General features: G+C 63.1%; 20 protein-coding genes. 9 read left to right on the top strand and 11 right to left on the bottom strand.

All coding sequences use genetic code 11. The features are described 5' to 3' along the window. Positions 1–30 precede the first annotated feature (30 nt). Complete coding sequence (locus EN851_RS04035; protein WP_135864415.1) at positions 31–318, bottom strand: succinate dehydrogenase assembly factor 2; 288 nt, start codon at positions 316–318, stop codon at positions 31–33. Positions 319–410: 92 nt separating this feature from the next. Here EN851_RS04035 and recG point away from each other — a divergent pair, with 92 nt between their 5' ends. Further along, positions 411–2,519, top strand: coding sequence for an ATP-dependent DNA helicase RecG (gene recG / locus EN851_RS04030; RefSeq protein ID WP_135928632.1), 2,109 nt, complete (start codon positions 411–413; stop codon positions 2,517–2,519). Here the strand turns inward: recG and EN851_RS04025 are convergent. From EN851_RS04025 to EN851_RS04000, 6 genes are all read right to left on the bottom strand, one after another. Continuing rightward, a complete protein-coding gene (locus EN851_RS04025) occupies positions 2,471–3,223 on the bottom strand; it encodes a DUF502 domain-containing protein (protein ID WP_135928631.1) in 753 nt (250 codons plus the stop codon). The genes recG and EN851_RS04025 overlap by 49 nt on opposite strands. 81 nt (positions 3,224–3,304) lie before the next feature. Next, a complete protein-coding gene (locus EN851_RS04020; protein WP_135915815.1) occupies positions 3,305–3,604 on the bottom strand; it encodes a HigA family addiction module antitoxin in 300 nt (99 codons plus the stop codon). Positions 3,605–3,641: 37 nt separating this feature from the next. Continuing rightward, on the bottom strand, positions 3,642–3,923 hold the full coding sequence (locus EN851_RS04015; RefSeq protein WP_135928630.1) for a type II toxin-antitoxin system RelE/ParE family toxin: 282 nt from the start codon (positions 3,921–3,923) through the stop codon (positions 3,642–3,644). A 107-nt stretch (positions 3,924–4,030) separates the two neighbouring features. Next, on the bottom strand, positions 4,031–5,854 hold the full coding sequence (glmS, locus tag EN851_RS04010) for a glutamine--fructose-6-phosphate transaminase (isomerizing) (protein WP_135928629.1): 1,824 nt from the start codon (positions 5,852–5,854) through the stop codon (positions 4,031–4,033). Between the two features lie 201 nt (positions 5,855–6,055). Then, positions 6,056–7,432, bottom strand: a complete 1,377-nt coding sequence (glmU, locus tag EN851_RS04005; protein ID WP_135864406.1) for a bifunctional UDP-N-acetylglucosamine diphosphorylase/glucosamine-1-phosphate N-acetyltransferase GlmU — start codon at positions 7,430–7,432, stop codon at positions 6,056–6,058. Between the two features lie 123 nt (positions 7,433–7,555). Further along, complete coding sequence (locus EN851_RS04000; RefSeq protein ID WP_135928628.1) at positions 7,556–8,302, bottom strand: cytochrome c biogenesis CcdA family protein; 747 nt, start codon at positions 8,300–8,302, stop codon at positions 7,556–7,558. A gap of 282 nt (positions 8,303–8,584) precedes the next feature. Here EN851_RS04000 and EN851_RS03995 point away from each other — a divergent pair, with 282 nt between their 5' ends. The 8 genes from EN851_RS03995 (at position 8,585) to rpmG (ending at position 17,701) form a co-directional block, all read left to right on the top strand. Then, positions 8,585–8,962, top strand: coding sequence for a hypothetical protein (locus EN851_RS03995; RefSeq protein ID WP_135921503.1), 378 nt, complete (start codon positions 8,585–8,587; stop codon positions 8,960–8,962). 367 nt (positions 8,963–9,329) lie between these two features. Then, positions 9,330–11,966, top strand: coding sequence for a type I DNA topoisomerase (gene topA / locus EN851_RS03990; RefSeq protein ID WP_135915810.1), 2,637 nt, complete (start codon positions 9,330–9,332; stop codon positions 11,964–11,966). Positions 11,967–11,972: 6 nt separating this feature from the next. After that, entirely contained in the window at positions 11,973–14,279 is a 2,307-nt protein-coding gene (gene rnr, locus EN851_RS03985; RefSeq protein WP_135864399.1) for a ribonuclease R, read from the top strand. Continuing rightward, a complete protein-coding gene (locus EN851_RS03980; RefSeq protein WP_135864396.1) occupies positions 14,279–14,713 on the top strand; it encodes a DUF983 domain-containing protein in 435 nt (144 codons plus the stop codon). Before rnr ends, EN851_RS03980 begins: the two co-directional genes overlap by 1 nt. Before the next feature lie 73 nt (positions 14,714–14,786). Beyond that, on the top strand, positions 14,787–15,527 hold the full coding sequence (locus EN851_RS03975) for an NUDIX hydrolase (RefSeq protein ID WP_127280874.1): 741 nt from the start codon (positions 14,787–14,789) through the stop codon (positions 15,525–15,527). A gap of 102 nt (positions 15,528–15,629) precedes the next feature. Further along, a complete protein-coding gene (locus tag EN851_RS03970; protein WP_135928627.1) occupies positions 15,630–16,808 on the top strand; it encodes an MFS transporter in 1,179 nt (392 codons plus the stop codon). Positions 16,809–16,919: 111 nt separating this feature from the next. After that, positions 16,920–17,378 carry a hypothetical protein gene (locus EN851_RS03965; protein ID WP_135928626.1) on the top strand — a complete coding sequence of 153 codons (459 nt, stop codon included), beginning with the start codon at positions 16,920–16,922 and terminating at the stop codon, positions 17,376–17,378. A 155-nt stretch (positions 17,379–17,533) separates the two neighbouring features. Then, positions 17,534–17,701 carry a 50S ribosomal protein L33 gene (gene rpmG, locus EN851_RS03960; protein ID WP_006201775.1) on the top strand — a complete coding sequence of 56 codons (168 nt, stop codon included), beginning with the start codon at positions 17,534–17,536 and terminating at the stop codon, positions 17,699–17,701. Between the two features lie 104 nt (positions 17,702–17,805). On the opposite strand, the gene ugpC is transcribed toward rpmG, so the two are convergent. The 4 genes from ugpC to EN851_RS03940 all read right to left on the bottom strand — a co-directional run bounded on the left by ugpC (position 17,806) and on the right by EN851_RS03940 (position 22,111). Further along, positions 17,806–18,873, bottom strand: coding sequence for a sn-glycerol-3-phosphate ABC transporter ATP-binding protein UgpC (gene ugpC, locus EN851_RS03955; protein WP_135928625.1), 1,068 nt, complete (start codon positions 18,871–18,873; stop codon positions 17,806–17,808). 3 nt (positions 18,874–18,876) lie between these two features. Then, on the bottom strand, positions 18,877–19,725 hold the full coding sequence (locus tag EN851_RS03950; protein ID WP_127872593.1) for a carbohydrate ABC transporter permease: 849 nt from the start codon (positions 19,723–19,725) through the stop codon (positions 18,877–18,879). After that, entirely contained in the window at positions 19,725–20,648 is a 924-nt protein-coding gene (locus EN851_RS03945; RefSeq protein WP_135928624.1) for a sugar ABC transporter permease, read from the bottom strand. Before EN851_RS03945 ends, EN851_RS03950 begins: the two co-directional genes overlap by 1 nt. Before the next feature lie 185 nt (positions 20,649–20,833). After that, positions 20,834–22,111 carry a sugar ABC transporter substrate-binding protein gene (locus tag EN851_RS03940; RefSeq protein ID WP_127280536.1) on the bottom strand — a complete coding sequence of 426 codons (1,278 nt, stop codon included), beginning with the start codon at positions 22,109–22,111 and terminating at the stop codon, positions 20,834–20,836. Positions 22,112–22,116 lie beyond the last annotated feature (5 nt).

Raw genomic sequence — 22,116 nt, 5'->3', positions numbered from 1 at the left:
GGAATTGCTTGTGTTTAGAAAGTCTTGTGTTCAGAAAGTCATGGTCCGGCGGGACGCCAGGATCTTTTGCAGGACGGCACAGTCGATCTCCGCCGGCACCGGGCGTTCGCCAGTGACCAGCGGCAGGAATTCGGTGTCGGAAATGTCGAGGAGCCTCTCATATTGGTCGATTTCCTCGGCGGTCAAGGTGCCTATCTCGGCATCGGCGAAGGTGCCGAGGATGAGGTCCATCTCGCGCATGCCGCGATGCCAGGAGCGGAACAACAGCTTGCGGCGATGGGCGTCCAGACCCTCGCTTGATCGTTTCGTTCCGGTCATTGTGCCGCATCCTCGCTTCAAGCGGCGCATATAGCGTGGATAGTGGGCGGTGTCAGCCTTGCGCTGCGGCCGTCGCGACATAAGCTGACATCATGCGTCCTTCCATCCTCGATCCCCTGTTTGTCCCGATCACTTCGCTTGCCGGCATCGGACCGAAGGTCGGTGCGTTGATCGAGAAGGTCGTGGCGGCCGACCTCGGCGATCGCGCAGCGCGTGCCGGCGATCTCTTGTTCGTGCTGCCGCACACCGTCATCGACCGCCGCAACCGGCCGGGCATCGCACTCGCGGCCGAAGGCGCCATCGTGACGCTCGAGCTGCGCATAGACCGCCACCAGCCGCCGCCGCGCGGCAACAAATCGGTGCCCTACCGGGTCTACGCCCATGATGATACCGGCGAAATCGGTCTGACGTTCTTCCATGCCCATGCCGCCTATCTCGAAAAGGCAATGCCGGTGGGCGAGAATGTCGTGGTGTCAGGCCGCATGGAATGGTTCAACGGACGCCCGACCATGGTCCACCCCGACCATATCGCACTCGCCAATGAAGCCGAGAACCTGCCGCTGGTCGAGCCGGTCTATCCGCTGACCGCGGGGCTGTCGGGCAAGGTTTTGCGCCGTGCCATCGGCCAGGCGCTCGGCCGCCTGCCGGACCTGCCGGAATGGCAGGACGATGCCTTCATGCGCCGCCAGGGCTTCGCGTCCTTCGGCGACGCGCTGACCCGCATCCATTATCCCGCCGACCCGATCGATGTCGCGGTCGAAGGGGCTGCATGGCGCCGCCTCGCCTATGATGAATTGCTCGCCGGCCAGGTTTCGCTGGCCCTGGTGCGGGCAAAGGTGCGACGCCTGTCAGGCCGACCGCTCGTCGGCGATGGCCGCATCGTCGAGAAGCTGCGTGCGGCCCTGCCCTATTCGCTTACCCCCTCGCAGGAATTCGCGCTCGCCGAAATCAACGCCGATCTCGCCGACCCCGAGCGCATGCTGCGGCTGCTGCAAGGCGATGTCGGCTCGGGCAAGACGGTCGTGGCGCTCCTGGCCATGGCACGCGCCGTCGAGGCCGGCGGCCAGGGAGCGCTGATGGCGCCGACCGAAATCCTGGCGCGCCAGCATCTGGCGACGATCACTCCGCTTGCCGCCAAGGTCGGATTGCGCATCGCCATCCTGACCGGCCGCGAAAAGGGCCGCGAGCGAGTCGAAACACTGGCGGGTCTCGCCAGCGGCGAAATCGACATCGTCGTCGGCACCCATGCGCTGTTTCAGGAAACGGTCAGCTTCCACGATCTGGTCCTGGCCGTCATCGACGAGCAGCATCGCTTCGGCGTCCACCAGCGGCTTGCCATCACCGCCAAGGGCGACGCGCCAGACATGCTGGTGATGACCGCGACCCCCATCCCGCGCACGCTGGTGCTGACCGCTTTCGGCGACATGGATGTGTCGAAGCTGACGGAAAAACCAGCCGGCCGCCAGCCGATCCGCACCGTCACGCTGCCGCTCGAACGGCTCGACGAACTGGTCGGCCGCATGCTCGATGCCGTCGCGGATGGCCAGAAAATCTATTGGATCTGTCCCCTGGTCGAGGAGTCCGAAGAGATAAAACTGATGTCGGCCGAGGATCGTTTCGCCTCGCTGAAGCCGCTGTTCGGCGACCGCATCGGCCTTGTCCATGGCCGCATGAAGGGTGCCGAGAAGGACGAGGCGATGCGCGCCTTCAAGCAGGGCGAGACGCGCCTCCTGATCGCCACCACTGTCATCGAGGTCGGCGTCGACGTGCCTGACGCCACGATCATGGTCATTGAGCATGCCGAGCGATTCGGTCTCGCCCAATTGCACCAGCTGCGCGGCCGGGTCGGGCGCGGCGATATCAAGTCATCCTGCGTGCTGCTCTACAAGGACCCGCTCAGCGAAACCGCCAAACGCCGGCTGTCGGTGATGCGTGAGACGGAGGACGGCTTCCTGATCGCCGAGGAGGACCTGAAATTGCGCGGCGAAGGCGAATTGCTCGGCACGCGCCAGTCCGGCACGCCGGGTTTCCAGGTGGCGCGGATCGAGGCGCATGCCGACCTTCTCGAAGCCGCGCGAGACGATGCCAGGCTGATCCTGTCGCGCGACCCCGAACTGCAATCGGATCGCGGCGAGGCGCTGCGGCTCCTGCTCTACTTGTTTGGCCGCGACGAGGCCGTGCGGCTCCTGCGCGCCGGATGAGGGCTTAGCGGCGGATTGGCCAGGGTTCCGTTGATCGGCTTACCGTTCAGCGTCACCAATTTCGTCTTTACCTCAGGGGCCACCAACCCGGCCGACACGATCAGCTTGGCGCCGTCCTCGATCGTCATGTCGAGCGGCACGATGTCGGATTTGGGCACATACATCAGGAAACCGGTCGTCGGGTTCGGCGTGCACGGCATGAACACGGCGATCAGCGGATCGCCTTCCTGGTCGAGCTTCTGATTGATCTCGGTTTCCTTCTCGCTGGCGACAAACACCAGCGACCACACACCCTTGCGTGGATATTCGACCAGCCCAACCTGACGGAACATGTCGCCCTTGTTCGACAGCACGGTCTCGAAAATCTGCTTCAGCGAGCCATAGATGCCGCGCACCAGCGGCATGCGGCCAAGCAGGCGCTCGCCAAATCCGACGATGGCGCGGCCGACAATGTTGGCGGCGAGAAAACCGATCAGCGTTATCAGGATCAGCGCGACGATCAGCCCGAACCCCGGAACCGGGAACGGCAGGTAGGTATCGGGGCTGTAACGCGCCGGGATATAGGGTTTGACCCAGGAATCGACCCAGCCGATGAACGACCATGCGATATAGGCGGTGATCGCCAGTGGGGCGCAGACGACGAAGCCCGTGAGGAAATAGTTCCTCAACCGGGTCATGCCGGAGGTCTTCGGAGCATCGGACATGGTTCACCGGGCGCGCGGGTTGCGGCGCAACATTAGTGAACCGGAAGACGGTTTGGAACTGCGAAGTTTTTAAAGGTCCTTTTATGCGGCTGCTTCCAGCGGCGCGATCTTCTCAAGTTCAGGCGCCAGCTTTTTCGCCTCGGTCTCAAGTTCGTAAGCCTGCTGAAAATTCATCCAAAATTCAGGCGTGGTGTTGAAAAACCTGGCGAGGCGAAGGGCCGTGTCGGGAGTTAAGCCGATCTCCTCTTTGGCAATGCGTTCAATACGGGTGCGCGGAAGATTGAGCTTTTTCGCCAGCGCGCCCGCACTCATACCGAGCGGCACGAGATATTCTTCGCGCAGGAATTCTCCAGGATGAACTGGACGTGCGAACTTGAGCATAGTTCAGGACTCCTCAAAGTTCAGGGCAAGTGCCCGCTCAATGGTAATCGACGATCTCCACGTCTTCAGCGCCGGCAACAGTCCATCTGAAGCAGATGCGCCACTGGTCGTTGATGCGAATTGAATGTTGCCCAACGCGACTCCCTTTCAGGGCTTCCAGATGATTTCCGGGTGGCGATCGAAGGTCGCTCAGTTGGGCAGCGTTGGCGATCGCGCGAAGACGACGTTCGCCACGAGCAACCAAATCCGGCGGAAAGCCTTTTGGCGCCTTCCCTTCGGCAACCGCTTCGACCGCCTTGCCTTTGAACGAAACGATCAACCAAGCGCCCTCGCGGTTGTATCATATATTGATACAGAACGGCGCGCAAGCAATGTATCATCGATCGATACAAAATTCACCGGCGGCGCATTGAGAGTTGCCGATAGCTATTCCACCGTCACCGATTTCGCCAGATTGCGCGGCTGATCGACGTCGGTGCCCATGAACACGGCGGCGAAATAGGCGAGCATCTGGATCGGCAGCGCATAGATGATCGGCGAGATGATTTCCGGCACATCCGGCAGCACGATCGTCTCCATCGTCTTGACGCTCACCTGTGCCGCGCCCTTGCTGTCCGTGATCAGGATGATCTTGCCGCCGCGCGCCGCCACTTCCTGCATGTTGGACACGGTCTTTTCGAAGATGCGGTCATGTGGCGCAATCACGATCACCGGCATGTTCTCGTCGATCAGCGCGATAGGCCCGTGCTTCAGCTCGCCCGCCGCATAGCCTTCGGCATGGATGTAGGAGATTTCCTTGAGCTTCAGCGCGCCTTCCATGGCCAGCGGGAAATTGGTGTCGCGCCCGAGATAGAGCACGTCCTTGTAGCGCGACAGCTCGCGCGCGATCCGTTCGATCTGCTCTTCGAGCTTCAGCACCTGGTTGGCATAGCGCGGTGCTTCCGAAAGCGCTCGCACCAGCGTCTTCTCTTGCTCCGTCGAGATCGCCCCGCGCGCCACGCCGGCGCGTACGGCAAGCGACGCGAGCACCGACAATTGACAGGTGAAAGCCTTGGTCGAAGCGACGCCGATCTCCGGCCCCGCGAGCGTCGGCAGCACCACGTCGGATTCGCGCGCCATGGTCGATTCCCGCACGTTGACGACGGCGCCGATCTTCATGCCGGCCTTGCGGCAATAGCGCAGCGAGGCCAGCGTATCGGCGGTCTCACCGGACTGCGAGATGAAGAAGGCCGCATCGTTCGCCGACAGCGGCATCTCGCGGTAACGGAATTCCGATGCGACATCGATATCGACCGGGAGTCTCGCATAGCGCTCGAACCAGTATTTACCGATAAGGCCGGCGAGATAGGCAGTGCCACAGGCGGAGATGGCCAAGCGGCCGATCTTGGCGAAATCGAATGGCAGGTCGAGCGGCTTGGACACGCCGGAGACAAAATCGACATAATGCGCCAGCGTGTGCGAGATCACCTCGGGCTGCTCATGGATTTCCTTCTCCATGAAATGGCGGCGATTGCCCTTGTCGACCATGAAGCTGGTCGACAGCGACTGCTGGCGCCTGCGGTCGACTTGTCTGCCGTCGATGTCGAAGATGGCGACGCTGTCGCGGCGCACCACCGCCCAGTCGCCGTCTTCGAGATAGGTGATCGAGTTGGTGAACGGAGCGAGCGCGATGGCGTCGGACCCCAAGAACATCTCGCCATCGCCATGGCCGACCGCCAGTGGCGGGCCGTTGCGGGCGCCGACGATCAGGTCCTCGTCGCCCTTGAACATGATGGCCAACGCAAAAGCGCCTTCCAGCCGCTTCAGCGCCTTGTGCGCGGCCTCGACCGGCTTCAGCCCCTTGGCGAGCTCCCGCGCCACCAGATGGGCAACGACCTCCGTGTCGGTCTGCGACGAGAAGGAATAGCCGTCGCGGATCAGCTCGTCGCGCAATTCGGCAAAATTCTCGATGATGCCGTTGTGGACGATGGCGACGCCGTCGGAAAAATGCGGGTGCGCGTTGGTCTCGTTGGGCACGCCGTGGGTCGCCCAGCGCGTGTGGCCGATACCGATCGTGCCGTCGAGCGGCTCGTCCTTGAGCCGGCGTTCGAGGTTGACCAGCTTGCCTTCGGCGCGGCGGCGGCCGAGCACGCCCTTTTCGATGGTGGCGACGCCTGCCGAGTCATAGCCGCGATATTCGAGCCGCTTCAGCGCATCGACGATAAGCGGCGCAACCTGGGAGTGGCCGACGATTCCAACGATACCGCACATGCAGACAGTCCCCGATTGCCCATGGAAAACCAGCGCTATTTAGGGGTGGCCGGCCTGCCGCGAAAGTCACATTGCATTTCGTCCCGTGTAACGGACGCTTCTGCAGGCATGCACCATGACAGCCCGCCCTTGCAATCCGGTTACTGCAATCGCTCGGTTTTTCGATTGCTTCGGCGAGAAAGCAGCCCCGTCGACCAATCGCTAATGGTCGGCGCCAGCCGCCTTTTTCTTCGCCGCCGCTGCGGAAGCAAACCGTTCGCGCAATTCCTTGGCCTTGCCGGGAATCGTCTTCTGGCGGGCGCGGCCGAAGGCCAGCGCATCGTCGGGCACGCTCTCTGTGATGACGCTGCCCGAGGCGATATAGCCGCCCTTGCCGATGGTGACCGGCGCCACCAGTGAGGAATTCGAGCCGATGAAGGCGCCCTCGCCGATGTCGGTGAAGAATTTCGAATAGCCGTCATAGTTGCAGGTGATGGTGCCGGCGCCGATATTGGCCCCGGCGCCGACGCGGGCATCGCCGATATAGGTCAAATGGTTGACCTTGGCGCCCTCCTCGATAACGGCCTGCTTGACCTCGCAAAAATTGCCGACCTTGGACTTCTGCTTGAGATCGGCGCCCGGCCGCAGCCGTGCGAATGGCCCGACATCGCAATTGGAAGCAATGGTGGCGCCCTCGATATGGCTGAAGGCATGGATCTTGGCGCCCGAGGCAACCCTGACACCCGGTCCAAACCAGACATTGGGTTCGACGATCGTGTCGGCGCCAATTTCGGTATCGTGCGAGAAATAGACGGTTTCCGGAGCAATCAGCGTCACGCCCGACAGCATCGCCTCATGGCGCCGACGCGCCTGCCAGATGGCTTCGGCTTGCGCCAGTTCGGCGCGGTTGTTGATGCCCAGCGCACTTTCGAAGCTGGCTTCGGTGGCAACGACATCAAGGCCCTGTGCACTGGCGATCTCGACGATATCGGTGAGATAATACTCGCCCTTGGCATTCTTGTTCCCGACGGCGTCGAGCAGTTTGAGCGCGTGCGCGCCGGCCACCGCCATCATGCCGGCATTGCAGAAGCCGATCTTCTTCTCTTCTTCGGAGCAATCCTTTTCCTCGCGGATCGCTATCAGCTTGCCTCCCTTTTCGATCAGCCGGCCATAGCCGGTCGGGCTGGGCGGTCGGAAACCGATGACCACGACAGCGGCACCTTCAGCCAGTTTCAGTCGCGCCACCGTCAGGGCATCCGCATCGATCAGCGGCGTATCACCGAACATGACGAGGACATCGTCATAACCCTTTGATATCGCTTCGCGAGCGGCGAGGACGGCATGCGCCGTGCCAAGTCGTTTGTCCTGAACGAAGGTCTCCGCCTTCGGTGCAAATTTCGCCGCCGCCTTACGCATCTCATCCGCGCCATGCCCGATGACCAGCGCCTGGCCGCTGGCGCCAGCGGCCTCGGCCGCCTTCACCACATGAGCTACCATCGGCAACCCCGCGATCTGGTGCAGCACCTTCGGCAGCGCGCTCTTCATGCGCGTGCCTTCGCCGGCGGCGAGGATGACGGACAGGCAGGTTCTCTGGCTCATGAATGCAACCATATGAAAAGGGTTGGGAATCAAATCATGCTAGCAGTGGCGCGATGCTGCACCAATGCGGTTAAATTCCGGTGAGATGCAGACGGAAGAGCAACTGACTTCTAATCAGTAGGCTTACCCCAGCCGCCCCAGTACCGGGAAATTCTCCAGCAGCCAGTAGGATACCGCCTGCACGCCGCCGGTGAGGAAAAACACGCCGGCGACCACCAGCAGCGCGCCGATCGCCTTTTCGACGCGGCCGAGATGGACGCGGAATTTGCCGAGGAAGCGCATGAAGGCGCCGGAGAACAGCGCGGCGATCAGGAACGGGATGCCGAGGCCGAGCGAATAGGCGGCGAGCAGCAGCGCGCCCTCGCCCACGGTTTCACGGCCGCCGGCCAGGGTCAGGATCGGTCCCAGCACCGGGCCGATGCAGGGCGTCCAGCCGAAGGCGAAGGCAAGCCCCATGACATAGGCGGCGACGGCGCTGGCCGGCTTGCCCTGCGACTGGAAGCGCGCCTCGCGCGACAACAAGGGGATGCGCAGTATGCCCAGAAAATTCAGGCCCATCAGGATGATCAGCACCCCGGCGCCCATCGCCAGCGGCTCCTGCCAGACGCGCAGCAGCCGGCCGATGGTCGAGGCGCCCGCGCCCAGCGCGACGAACACGGTCGAAAAGCCGAGCACGAAGGCGATCGAGGAGTAGAGCAGCGCGCCGCGTGCGCCCTGGCTTGCGGTCGCGCCCGCATTGCCGCGGAAATCGTCGACCGATATGCCGGCCATGTAGCAGAGATAGGGCGGCACCAGCGGCAGCACGCATGGCGACAGGAACGAGATGGCCCCCGCCCCGACCGCGCTGACATAGCCGATGTCCAATGCCATTCCAAAGCTCCGATTGTTCCGGCGCCGATATAGCGACGCGCTGACCTGTGCGCCAATCACCAATGTGTGGCAACCGGTCGCTGTCGGGCAATCGCACTGGCTCCGAATTCAACTGCGCCACCCATCCAAGTACGACCGAACCGAGAGAATTGTTACGGGCAACTAGGCCCGCCAGCTGCCAGTGTCCTCAAGCCTCTCGGGAAGAAAACCCGACCGGCAGGCGTTGACACGACGAGGCCGCGATTTCCCGCGCACCTCCACATATTAGCCAGGGAGATTTCCATGAAGACCATAACTGTAGGGCTAGCCGCGCTTTTGCTCAGCACCGTCGCATCCCTCGCCGCCGATGCGTGGAAGGAAGCCGATGTCGGAGGCACCAAGATCTACACCAACGCCAAGGGCATGACGCTTTATACCTACGACAAGGATGAGAAGGGCAAGTCGAACTGCGACGACAAATGCGCCGCCAACTGGCCACCGTTGAAGGCCGAAGCCGGCGCAAAGGCCTCCGAAGGATGGACGACCGTCAAGCGCACCGACGGCACCAAGATGTGGGCCTATGACGGCAAGCCGGTCTACACCTTCATCAAGGACAAGAAAGCCGGAGATGTGAGCGGCGATGGCGTCGCCGGCGTCTGGCACATCGCCAAAGCCGACTGAACCCCTCAACGCCATATCCTGCCCGCTGGGGGACATGGGTTGGTCGCCGGCATCCTTGCCCGATCCGGCGATTGGCTTTTTTGTGAACCATGGCGCGCCCCGGTCCGGCATTCCGGCGGATCTTTCCTCGACTCACCGAAAAATGAACCGGGTCATCTTTCGAGACTGGTGACGATCATCCAGCCTGACCGAAATTCTGTGATTTCTCCATACACTCTTAGAGTGTATTGCTGCCGACACCCCCTGCAATTTGCCCCCTTCCCCTTGACCGGATGCAAAAGCGCGGCCATGTGAGCGACGAACAGAACCGAGATTTCGTCGCGCGCAGCGGAATTCTTCTGCCGCATCACAGCTGATATGAGACCTCATGGACGTCGTCGTCGTCGAATCGCCGGCCAAGGCGAAGACAATCAACAAATACCTCGGCAGGAACTACAAGGTTCTTGCCTCGTTCGGCCACGTCCGCGATTTGCCGGCCAAGGATGGCTCGGTGCGCCCGGATGAGGATTTCGCCATGTCCTGGGCGGTCGACACCGCCTCGGGCAAGCGCCTTACCGACATCGCCAATGCGGTCAAGGATGCCGACGGCCTGATCCTCGCCACCGACCCGGATCGCGAAGGCGAGGCTATCTCCTGGCATGTGCTGGAGGTGCTCAAGCAGAAGCGCGCGCTGAAGGACAAGCCCGTCAGCCGCGTCGTCTTCAACGCCATCACCAAGGCGTCGGTGCTGGAGGCGATGGCCAATCCGCGCCAGATCGATGCGCCTCTCGTCGATGCCTATCTCGCCCGCCGGGCGCTGGACTATCTCGTCGGCTTCACGCTGTCGCCGGTGCTGTGGCGCAAATTGCCGGGCGCCCGCTCCGCCGGCCGCGTCCAGTCGGTGGCGCTGCGCCTGGTCTGCGACCGCGAATCCGAAATCGAACGCTTCATCCGCGAGGAATATTGGCAGATCGCTGCCATCCTCGGCACACCGCGCAACGAGACCTTCGAAGCCCGCCTGACCGCATTCGAGCGCAAGAAGCTGCAAAAGCTCGACATTGCCAACAAGGCGCAGGCCGACGACATCAAGGCGATGCTCGAGGGGGCTACCTTCAAGGCGCTGTCCGTCGAAGCCAAGCCGACGAAGCGCAACCCCGGCCCGCCCTTCACCACCTCGACGCTGCAGCAGGCCGCCTCGTCGGGGCTCGGCTTCTCGGCCACGCGTACCATGCAGGTGGCGCAGCGGCTCTATGAAGGCATGGACATTGGCGGCGAGACCGCCGGCCTCATCACCTATATGCGAACCGACGGCGTGCAGATGGCCCCCGAGGCGATCGACGCCGCTCGCGACGCCATCGCCAAGGAATTCGGCCCGAAATACCTGCCGGAAAAGCCGCGCCAATACACCGCCAAGGCCAAGAACGCCCAGGAAGCGCACGAAGCGATCCGGCCGACGGATTTCATGCGCACCCCGGCGTCGGTCCGGCAATATCTCGATGCCGACCAGGCACGGCTCTATGAACTCATCTGGAAGCGCGCCATCGCCAGCCAGATGCAGTCGGCCGAGATCGAGCGCACCACCGTCGAAATCGAGGCGCTGAACGGCGCCCGCACCGCCGAGCTTCGCGCCGTCGGTTCGGTCGTCCGCTTCGATGGCTTCATCGCCGCTTACACGGACCAGAAGGACGACGACGCGGAGGACGAGGAAAACCGCCGTCTGCCCGAAATCCGGGCCGGCGAGCAGCTTGCCCGCCGCGCAATCAATGCCACCCAGCACACCACCGAGCCGCCGCCGCGCTACTCCGAGGCGTCGCTGATCAAGAAGCTGGAAGAACTCGGCATCGGCCGTCCCTCTACCTACACGGCGATCCTGAAGACGCTCGAGGACCGTGACTATGTCACGATCGACAAGCGCCGGCTGGTGCCGCAGGCCAAGGGCCGCCTGTTGTCGGCCTTCCTCGAAAGTTTCTTCGAGCGCTATGTCGAGTACGACTTCACCGCCTCGCTGGAGGAAAAGCTCGACGAGATTTCCGACGGCAAGCTCGCCTGGAAGGACGTGCTGCGGGACTTCTGGAAGGATTTTTCCGGAGCCGTCGCCGACATCAAGGAGCTGCGCGTCACCGACGTGCTCGACGCGCTGAACGAGGAATTGGCGCCGCTGGTTTTCCCCGCCCGCGAGGACGGCTCCAATCCGCGTATCTGCCCCAAATGCGGCACCGGCAATCTGTCGCTGAAGCTCGGCAAGTTCGGCGCTTTCGTCGGCTGCTCGAACTATCCCGAATGCTCCTTCACCCGCCAGCTCGGCGACGCCGCCAATCCCAATGGGGAGAACGGCGGTGGCGAGGACGGCACCAAGCTGCTTGGCAAGGATCCTTATACGGCCGAGGAAATCACGCTGCGCTCGGGCCGCTTCGGCCCCTACATCCAGCGCGGTGACGGCAAGGAAGCCAAGCGATCGAGCCTGCCCAAGGGCTGGACGCCTGAATCCATAGATCACGAGAAGGCGCTCGCCTTGCTGGCGCTGCCGCGCGACGTGGGGCAGCATCCGGAAAGCGGCAAGATGATCTCGGCCGGTCTTGGCCGCTACGGCCCATTCGTGCTGCACGATGGCACCTACGCCAATCTCGACAGCATCGAGGACGTGTTCTCGATCGGCCTCAACCGCGCGGTCACCGTGATTGCCGAGAAGCAGTCGAAGGGCAAGGGCGGCCGCAACGGCGGCACGCCGGCAGCCCTGAAGGAGCTTGGCGACCATCCGGACGGCGGCGGCAAGATCGTCGTGCGCGACGGCAAATACGGCCCTTATGTCAATTTCGGCAAGGTCAACGCCACGCTGCCCAAGGGCAAGGATCCGCAATCGGTGACCGTCGAGGATGCGCTGGCGCTGATTGCCGAGAAGGAAGCCAAGGGCGGCGGTGGCAAGAAGCCGTTCCGCAAGGCGGCCGCGGCCAAGGCCCCCACAGCCAAGAAAACCACGACCAAGAAGGCAGCAGCCAAGAAGCCGGCCGCGAAGAAAAAAGGATAGGACGGCGTGGCGCGCAGGATCACCGGAAGAAGCCATGGCGATCCGCGCACCGCCGACACCAGGGCCAAGGTCAAGGACGATTACCGGCCCTCGCGCGATGAAATCCTGCGCTACATCGCCGAAAACCCCGATCGTGCCGGAAAGCGCGATATCGCGAAGGCGTTCGCGCTGCGCGGCGACGACCGAATCTGGCTAAAGGATCTCCTGCGCGACCTGCAGGACGAAGGCGTTCTGACCAAGGAACGCAAGCGGCTGGCCCGCGTCGGCGCCCTGCCCCATGTCGCAGTGCTCGACATCTTTGGCCGCGATGGCGACGGGGTCTTGCTGGCGCATCCGGCCGAGGCGGTCGGCCCGGGCGAACCTCCCGTGGTCTCGATCCGTGTTTCGCGCGGGGGGAACGGACCGGCGCCGGGCATCGGCGACCGTGTGCTGGCCAAGACCTTCCCGACCGACGATCCGTCAGGGCCTGCCTATACCGGCCGGGTGATGAAGATCTTCGAGAAGCGCACGGATGCCGTCCTCGGTGTCTTTCGCGTGCTTCAGGACGGCAGCTTCCGCATCGAGCCGGTGGAACGGCGCCAGCCCGAGCTGATCGTCGACAAGGAATTCCAGAACGGCGCCAAAAACGGCGACCTTGTCGAGGTCGAGCCCGCGCGAGCCTCGCGTTATGGGCTGCCGAGAGCCAAGGTGCTCAACGTGCTGGGTTCGCTGACGAGCGAAAAGGCGGTCTCGATGATCGCCATCCACGCGCACGACATTCCGCATATCTTCCCGGCCGAGGTGATAGCCGAATCCGAGGCGGTGAAGCCGGCGACGCTTGCCCATCGCGAGGACTGGCGCGACCTGCCCCTGGTGACCATCGATCCGGCTGATGCCAAGGACCATGACGACGCCGTCTTCGCCACCCCTGACCTCGACGAGAGAAATCTCGGCGGCTTTATCGCCACCGTCGCGATCGCCGATGTCGCCGCCTATGTCCGCTACGGCACGGCGCTCGACCGCGAGGCCCTGAAGCGTGGCAATTCGGTTTATTTCCCGGATCGCGTCGTGCCGATGCTGCCCGAGCGCATCTCCAACGATCTCTGCTCGCTGCGCGAGGGCCAGGATCGCCCGGCGCTAGCGGTGCGCATGACCTTCTCCGCCGATGGCCGCAAGATCAGGCATTCCTTTCACCGCGTCATGATGAAGTCGGCGGCCAAGCTCGCCTACAGCCAAGCCCAGGCGGCGATCGACGGCGTGCCGGACGACAAGACCGGCCCGATCCTCGACACGGTGCTGAGGCCGTTGTGGGACGCCTACGCGATCCTCAAGCGCGGCCGCGACAGCCGCCAGCCGCTCGAACTCGACCTGCCGGAGCGCAAGATCCTGCTCAAACCGGATGGCACGGTCGACCGCGTCATCGTGCCGGAGCGGCTCGACGCCCACAAGCTGATCGAAGAGTTCATGATCCAGGCCAATGTCGCCGCGGCCGAAACGCTGGAGGGCAAAAAGCAGGCGCTGGTCTACCGCATTCACGACGCGCCGTCGCTGGCCAAGCAGGAATCGCTGCGCGAATTCCTGCAGACGCTTAGCCTGTCGCTGGCACGCGGCGCCCAGATGCGGCCCAGCCAGTTCAACGGCATCCTGGACCGCGTACGCGGCGCCGACAATGAGGCGCTGGTCAACGAAGTGGTGCTGCGCTCGCAGAGCCAGGCCGAATATTCACCCAAGAACATCGGCCATTTCGGCCTCAACCTCAGGCGCTACGCGCATTTCACCTCGCCGATCCGCCGCTACGCCGACCTGATCGTCCATCGTGGGCTTATTGCCGCACTCGGTCTTGGACCCGGAGGACTGACGCAAGACGAGGAGGCGCGCCTCGAAGACGTTGCGGTGCTGATCTCCGGCACGGAACGGCGCGCAATGGCTGCCGAGCGCGACACGGTCGACCGGCTGATCTCCGCCTACCTCGCGGAGCGCATCGACGACCGCTTCGACGCCCGCATCTCCGGCGTCACCAAATCAGGACTTTTTGTCCAATTGCCGCAGTATGGCGCCGATGGTTTCATCCCGGTGTCAACTCTGGGCGGCGATTACTATATATACGACGAAACGGCCCGCTCCCTGTTCGGAGAACGCTCGGGCAAAGGCTACCAACTGGCGGACCGCGTCGAGGTCCGGCTCGTCGAGGTGGCGCCAATGGCCGGCGCGATGCGCTTCGAGATGTTGACCGACCCAAAGCCCCTGCCAGGCTCCAGCAGGTCGTTTCACAAGGCTAAGGGCCGCGCCCGTGCGTCGCAATCGCGACCGGGGTCGCGCGGCAGGAGACGATGATGGAACAACAGGTTTTTGGCGGCGAACATCACTCGGGCCGGATTGCCCGCCCATTGTGGACGGCGATGAAGCGAGGGCTCTTGGGCCGCTGCCCGAATTGCGGCGAAGGCAAGCTCTTCCGCGGCTTCACCAAGACCGTCGAAACCTGCAGCGTCTGCGGCGAGGAGATTCATCACCATCGCGCCGACGATTTGCCCGCCTATCTCGTCATCGTCATCGTCGGCCACATCGTGCTCGGCGCCTTCATGGGTGTCGAGGCGACCTCGACGCTCTCCACCTGGCAACACATCCTCATCTGGGTGCCCTTGACCATCCTTCTCTCGATCGCGTTGCTGCAGCCTGTCAAAGGCGCCGTCATCGGATTGCAATGGGCGTTCTATATGCACGGATTTGGTGGCGAAAAGGATGTGATCGAGCCGCATCCCGGGGCCTGAGGTGTTGGCTGGCGCAACATGCCAATCGTTAAGGCCACTTTCGCATGCAAGAAGTTTCCGCTAGGTCCCGCGCATGGAAGCTATGACCAAGGCGGACGTCGACAAGATCGACAAGGGCCTGGCCGTGCATGACGGCCGGCCCCTGCGTCCGCGTGATGCCGCGACGCTCATCCTGCTCGACCGCAAAGGCGACGACGTCCTGGTGCTGATGGGACGCCGCCACGCCGCGCACGCCTTCATGCCAGGGAAATTCGTTTTCCCGGGCGGCCGCACAGACCCTGCCGACAGCCGCATCCCGACGGCGACCGCCCTTAACCAGCACGAAGAAGCCAAGCTGACGGCCGGCCCCGGCCGCACCAGCCACGCCCGAGCCCGTGCCATCGCTTTGTCGGCGGTCCGCGAAACCTATGAGGAAGCCGGCCTGCTGATCGGCCGCAAGGGCGCCTTTGCGTCGACCAGGCGCGACTGGCAGGGTTTCGTCGAACATGGCGTGGCACCGTCGCTGGAGGCGTTGCGCTTCGTCGCGCGCGCCATCACGCCGCCGAACCGGGTGCGCCGATTCGACACCCGCTTCTTCAGCGCCTGGCGTGGCGACGTCGCCATCGAATTGCCCGATGGCGGCCCGACCAACGAGCTGGAGGAACTGGTCTGGCTGCCGCTCGCCAAGGCCAAGCAGGCTGATATACCCGACATCACCCGAATGATCCTGGACGAGTTGGAAAGGCGGCTCGCCCACGATCCGCTGCTGCGTCCGGGTGGCCCCGTCCCCTTCTACCGGCTTGTCCGCAACCGCTTCACCCGCGAACTTCTCTAGAGCACTTCCAGGAAAAGTGTGACCCGGTTTTCCCGGGACAAGAGCGAAGCACTTGCCCTTGGGAATTGCGTAAGATCAAACAGACAGAGTATTCAGCATCTCATGACGGTCGATACCCAACCACAGGGCGACGAACGCGTACACTGGCTGCCGATGGTGGCGGCGATCTCGTCGATCAGCGTCGTCGGCATTGCCATCGGCCTCGGCATGCCGCTGCTCAGCGTCATCCTGGAAACACGCGGCCATTCGGCCTCGATGATCGGCCTCAACACGGCCGTAGCCGGCCTGGCCTCGATCGCCGGGGCGCCGCTCGCCACGCCGCTCGCCATGCGCTTCGGCGTCGCCTGGACGATGATCGCCATGATTGCTACCGGCGCGCTGGCTTTCGTCGGTTTCCATTTCGCGCCTGATTTCTGGATGTGGTTTCCGCTGCGCGTCGTGCTGCACATCGCGCTGACGGTGCTGTTCATCCTGTCGGAATTCTGGATCAGCACATCAGCACCGCCGCACCGGCGCGGCCTTGTGCTTGGCATCTACGCCACCGTCCTGTCGCTCGGCTTTGCCGCAGGGCCGTGGCTGTTCGCCCATCTCGGCAGTTCCGGCTTCAGGCCGTTTGGCGTCATCATCGCCCTGGTGACGCTCGCCGCCATACCGGTTCTGGCCGCCCGCAACGAAAGCCCTACCATCGTGGCGGAGAGCGAGACCAGCCACTTCCTGCGCTACATCTGGCTGGTGCCGACCGCGACTTTCGCCGTGCTGGTGTTCGGCGCGGTCGAGACCGGCGGCTTCGCGCTGTTCCCGGTCTATGGCAACCGCATCGGATATTCCGAGGCCGACGCGGCGTTGCTGCTGACCATGATCGGCCTTGGCAATGTGCTGTTGCAGATCCCGATCGGCATGATCAGCGACCGCGTCTCGGACCGGCGCTATCTGCTGCTCGCTTGTGCCACGGTTGGTCTCGTCGGCACGATATTCATGCCGTTCTTTGCCGCGAACTGGCATTTGATGGCAGCGCTTCTCTTCGTCTGGGGCGGTGTCGTTGCTGCCATGTACACGATCGGTCTTGCCCATCTCGGATCGCAGCTCTCCGGCCACGAACTGGCGTCGGCCAATGCTGCTTTCGTGCTGTGCTATGGCGTCGGGATGGTGCTTGGGCCGCAAGCGATCGGCATCGGCATGGACAGTTTCGGGCCTTCCGGCTTCGGCTGGTCGCTCGGCCTTTTCTTCGCCGCCTACATCGCCCTGGTCTGCTTCAGGCTCGTTCGCAAGATCCTTCTGTAGAACCCAACCCGTCGCTTATCGGCACCGCGCAGCGACAGGCTGCTGACAGAACCGTGTCAGCAGCCACCGGTTAAAAGGGTGTCCTAAAACACCTGAACCGAGGACACTCCGATGATCGACAGCGGCTTTGAAACCACTTCGCTGCGAATGACGCTCCTGTTGCTCGTCAGCTTCCAGGCTCCGGCTGCCGACGTCGACCGCATCATGGACGCGGTTGTGGCGATCGCACCGCTTGCCATGGGCAAGTATGACCGCAATGCCTATCAGTCGGCGCACGGCATCGAGCGCTACAGGCCCCTTGAAGGGGCAGCGGCCGGCGCCGAAACCGAATTGCGCCGCCGCCCGGGCACGGTCGAGGTTTCCTTCGAATTACCCGACGACCAGGCGCTGGCGGCCCGCGTCGTCGAGGCGATTTTCCAGGCCCATTCCTATCAGGAGCCGGTGATCCGCATCCAGCCGATCCTTGCCAGCCGCTCCAAGGGGCTGGACGACCGCGCCAATCCGAATCGCTGGTGGAACACGACCGGAGACTGGAAGAAGGTCGCGGTATCAGAGGCGCAAACCGTCTGATTTATGCATACCGGGCAGCTTGAGCGGGCCACATCGGGTCCGCCGGGCTTGACTTTCCAGGCACGTTCTTTATGTGTCGCGCCAAGTTTCCCGCGTCCGGGTGTTTTCCCCGTGCTCCAGCGGCCAAAACTCCACGAACATAACGGACTGAGATCATGGCCAAAGCCGCAAACATCAAGATCAAGCTTCTGTCGACCGCCGACACCGGTTTCTTCTACGTCACCAGCAAGAACAGCCGTACCAAGACCGACAAGCTGTCGTTCCGCAAGTACGACCCGGTCGCCAAGAAGCACGTCGAATTCAAGGAAACCAAGATCAAGTAATCTGGGTTTTCCCTCTGGAATGCAAAAACGCCGCCCGATGGGCGGCGTTTTTGTTTGCAAGGCGGAAGGCTACGGCTGGGTGCGCTCAGCCCGGCTGAATTCATTCAGCCGATGCGATCGCCGCTTTCCCTGTCAAACAGATGCAGCGACGCCGGATCGGCCGACAGCCGCACAATGTCGCCGGGCTTCACGCCGACGCGACCCATGGCAAAGACGCAGAGCTGCTGGCCGGCCAGCTTGACATAGAACTGCGTCGACAGGCCGAGCGGCTCCACCACCCCCACTTCGCCTTGCAGCGCACCGTCATCGGCCAGCCTTATATGCTCGGGCCGCAGGCCGATGGTGATGACATCGCCATCCCTGAGCGGCAGGCCGTCCGGCAGCCGAAGCTTCTGGCCATCGGACAGAACGGCGTCCAGCTTGCCGCCCTTCTCCACCACCGCCGGCAGGAAATTCATGCCCGGCGAGCCGATGAAGCCGGCGACGAACATGTTGGCCGGCCGGTCATAGAGATCGAGCGGCGCGCCGACCTGCTGGATCAGCCCGTCATGCATGACGACGATGCGGTCGGCCATGGTCATCGCCTCGATCTGGTCGTGGGTGACGTAGACCGAAGTGGTCTTCAATTGCTGGTGCAGGGCCTTGATCTCGGCGCGCATGTGGACGCGCAGCTTAGCGTCGAGGTTCGACAGCGGCTCGTCGAAGAGAAAAACCTTGGGATCGCGCACGATGGCGCGGCCCATGGCGACACGCTGCCGCTGGCCACCTGACAATTGCCTGGGCAGGCGTTGCAGGAACGTATCCAGCCCCAGCCGCTTGGCAGCACCATCGACGCGAGCATCGATCGCCGGCTTCTCGGCCTTTCGCAACATCAGGCTGAAGCCCATGTTCTTCGATACGTCCATATGCGGATAGAGCGCATAGGACTGGAACACCATGGCGATGTCGCGATCCTTCGGCGCGACATCGTTGACCAGCCGCTCGCCGATGCGGATTTCGCCGCCGGAGGCCTCCTCCAGCCCGGCGATCATGCGCAAAAGCGTGGACTTGCCGCAGCCGGACGGTCCGACCAGCACGACGAACTCGCCATCGGCGATCTCGAGATCGACCGCGTGCAGGACGCGCACGGCTCCATAATCCTTGCGAACCTTTTCGAGCGTGACAGAGGCCATCGATCATCCTTTGACGGCGCCGGCGGTCAGGCCGGTGACGAGATAGCGTTGCAGGAAGGCGAAGAAGATGCAGACCGGGATCAGCGCCAGGATCGACGCCGCCATCATCTGTCCCCAGTCGACGGCGAACTTGCCGATGAAGGTGAGCAGGCCGACGGCGAAGGTCTTCTGGTCGTCGCTGGAAATCAGCATCAGCGCGAACAGAAGCTCGCTCCATGCCGCGGTGAAGACGAAGCCCAGTGTCGCGCCCATGCCTGGCAGGGTCAGGGGCACGATCACCCGGCGCATTGCCTGCGCACGCGTGCAGCCGTCGATCATCGCTGCCTCTTCCAAATCCTTCGGGATGCCGTCGAAGAAGGACTGCATCAGGAAGGTGGCGAAGGCGGTGTTGAAGGCGGTGTAGATGATGATCAGCCCGGTCAGGCTGTTGATCAGGCCGATCTGGCCCATCACGCGGTAGATCGGCGGAATGACCATCACCAGCGGAAAGGTCTGGGTCAAAAGCAGCATCAGCGCCAGTGCCGCCTTGCCGCGAAAGGTGAAGCGCGACATGGCGTAGCCGGCAAGCGTGGCGATCACCGTCACCAGGGCAGCCGTCGACACCGAGACGATGACGCTGTTGAGGAAATAGCGCGGGAAATCGGTGGCTTCGAGCACGGTGATGAAGTTCTGTAGCGTCATGTGCGACGGCCAGAAGGTGATGCCTTCGGAATAGAGAAGCCGCTCCGGCGTGACCGAGATCTTCAGCGTCCAGTAGATCGGGAACAGTGCGAAGACCACATAGGCCGCGATTGCCGCGTAGAGACCGACGCCGCCGAAAAACCGTTGTGAAGCAGAGCGTCCCGCGATCATCAGACGTGCCTCACAAGCGAGCGGCGGATGGCGATCAGCGCAATCGCATAGGCGATGAGCAGGACGAGCAGCAGCACGGCCACAGCCGAGGCATAGCCCTTGTCCAGCGACTTGAAGGCGCTGACATAGATGTAGACCGGCACCGTGTTGGTCGAGCCGGCCGGTCCGCCCTCGGTCATGACGAAGATCAGGTCGGCGAAGGTGGCGATCCAGATCGTGCGCAGCATCACCGTGATGGCTATGGTCGGCGCCAGGAACGGCAGCGTCACCTTGGTGAAGCGTTGCCAGGGCGAAGCGCCGTCGATCGCCGCCGCCTCATGCAGCTCCGAGGGAATCGACTTCAGCGCCGCCAGCAGCGTGATGGCGAAGAACGGAATGCCGAACCAGACATTGGCGACGATCGGCCCCCATATGGCGGTGGCCGGATCGGAAAGCACGTTGGTCGGCTCGGCTTTCAGCCCCAAGGCGAACAGCCAGTGCGGCAGCGGACCGATGATCGGGTTGAACAGCCAGGCCCAGGTCAGGCCCGACAGGAAGGACGGCACCGCCCAGGGCAGGAAGACCAGCGCCTGCACCGCCTTGCGGCCTGGGAACGGCTTGTCGAGCAGCAGCGCCAGGCCAAGGCCGAGGAAGAATTGGAAGAACAGGCTGGCGACCGTCCACCACAGCGTGTTGACCAGCGCCTGCCCCAGCACCTGGTCCGAAAACATCGCCTGATACTGCCCGAGCCCGACATATTCCGACTTGAAGGCGGAGAACTTGCGGAAGGAATAGCTGATGCCGATGACCAGCGGCACGAGCAGCACCACGACCAGCAGGATGATCGCCGGGCTGAGATAGAGCCAGGGCTCGATGGCAGCGTGTGTGAGCCACTTACGTCGCGGCTTGCCGACAGATCGTATTTCGGACACGGCATAGGTCATTGGCTGTGGAACGTCCTTTGGGAGCGCGGCGTTGGCGACAAGCGTCCTTCTCCCCGTTCAACGGGGAGAAGATGCCGGCAGGCAGATCACGGGCGGCGCCAGCTTCTGAGAACTCAGCGCTGCCCCTCATCTGGCCCTGTCGGGCCACCTTCTCCCCGTGAACGGGGAGAAGGAAAAGCCTGCGCTTACTTCTTGTTCTTCGCCAGCCAGTCCTGCTGCTCCTTGGTCAGGAAGGCAGCCCACTGGTCGGCGACGTCCTTGGCCGTCTTCTGGCCAAGCAGCACTTCCTGGAAGTTCTTGATCGCCACCTGGTCGACGAAGTTGCCAAGGTTTTCGAGGTGCGTCGGCGGCGTCACCATCTCATATTTGGCGCCGTCGCTCAGTTCGGTGAACCAGCCCTTGAACTGCTCGGTCTTGAAGTGGGCGTCCTGGTCGGCGCCCTTGTGGATCGGGATGACGCCGACTTCCTTGGCCCATTCCAGATTGTCCTTCGGCGAGAGCAGCGTCGCCATCAACTTCCAGGCATCATCCTTGTGCTGCGAGTTGGCGAACATCGCCCAGCCGGCATAACCGAGCGTCGGATAGGACTTGCCGCTCGGACCGGTCGGCATCGGCGCCACGGCGAAGTCGTCGGCGCTCATCTTGTCGGCGATGCCGAGCAGTGCATCCGGATCCTGGTTGAGCATGGCGCAGGTGCCGGAATAGAAGCCGGTGACCGTTTCGTTGAAACCCCAGCTCACGGCATCCTTCGGCGCCAGGCCGTCCTTGTACATGTCGGCCAGCATCTGCAGGCCCTTGACCGAGCCCTCTTCATTGATGGTCGAGGTGCCGTCCTCGTTGAAATAGCCACCCTTGCCGGCGGCGATGTTCATGAACATGTGCATGCCGTTGAAGGCGCCCGGCCCGCCGCGCAGGCAGTAGCCGTATTTGCCGGGAATGGCCGAGATTTTCTTGGAATCGGCGACGAATTCGTCAAGCGTCGCCGGCGGACCGTCGAGGCCGGCTTGCTTGAACAGCTTCTTGTTCCAGAACAGCGCGTTCACATAGTAGCCGTAGGGGATCATGAACTGGGTGTTGTTGACCGTCGAGCCGAACTGCTTGGCGCGGTCGCCGAGCGTCTTGGCGTCGTCCCACTTGGCCATATAGGGGCCGAGATCCTCGAGCTGAGCGTTGTTGGCGTAAAGCCCCATCCAGCGTTCCGGCATCTCGACCACATCGGGCGTATCGCCGGCCTGCACCATGGTCAGGAATTTTTCAAATGCCTGCCCCCAGGGCAGCGAGACCAGCTCGACCTTGACGCCCGGATTGGCCGCCTCGAACTCGGCAATCTGCTTTTTCAGGAACTCCGTGCGCGGCGGGCTGGTGATGACCTCGACCATTTTCAGGGTCGAATCGGCGAGCGCGCCCCCGGCGGAAATTGCCAGCCCCGCGACGGTGGCAAGCATGACGGTCAGTTTTTTCATGTTCA

Source organism: Mesorhizobium sp. M8A.F.Ca.ET.208.01.1.1 (assembly GCF_004791315.1).
Classification (GTDB): domain Bacteria; phylum Pseudomonadota; class Alphaproteobacteria; order Rhizobiales; family Rhizobiaceae; genus Mesorhizobium.
This window is presented reverse-complemented; position numbering and strand designations above follow the sequence as displayed.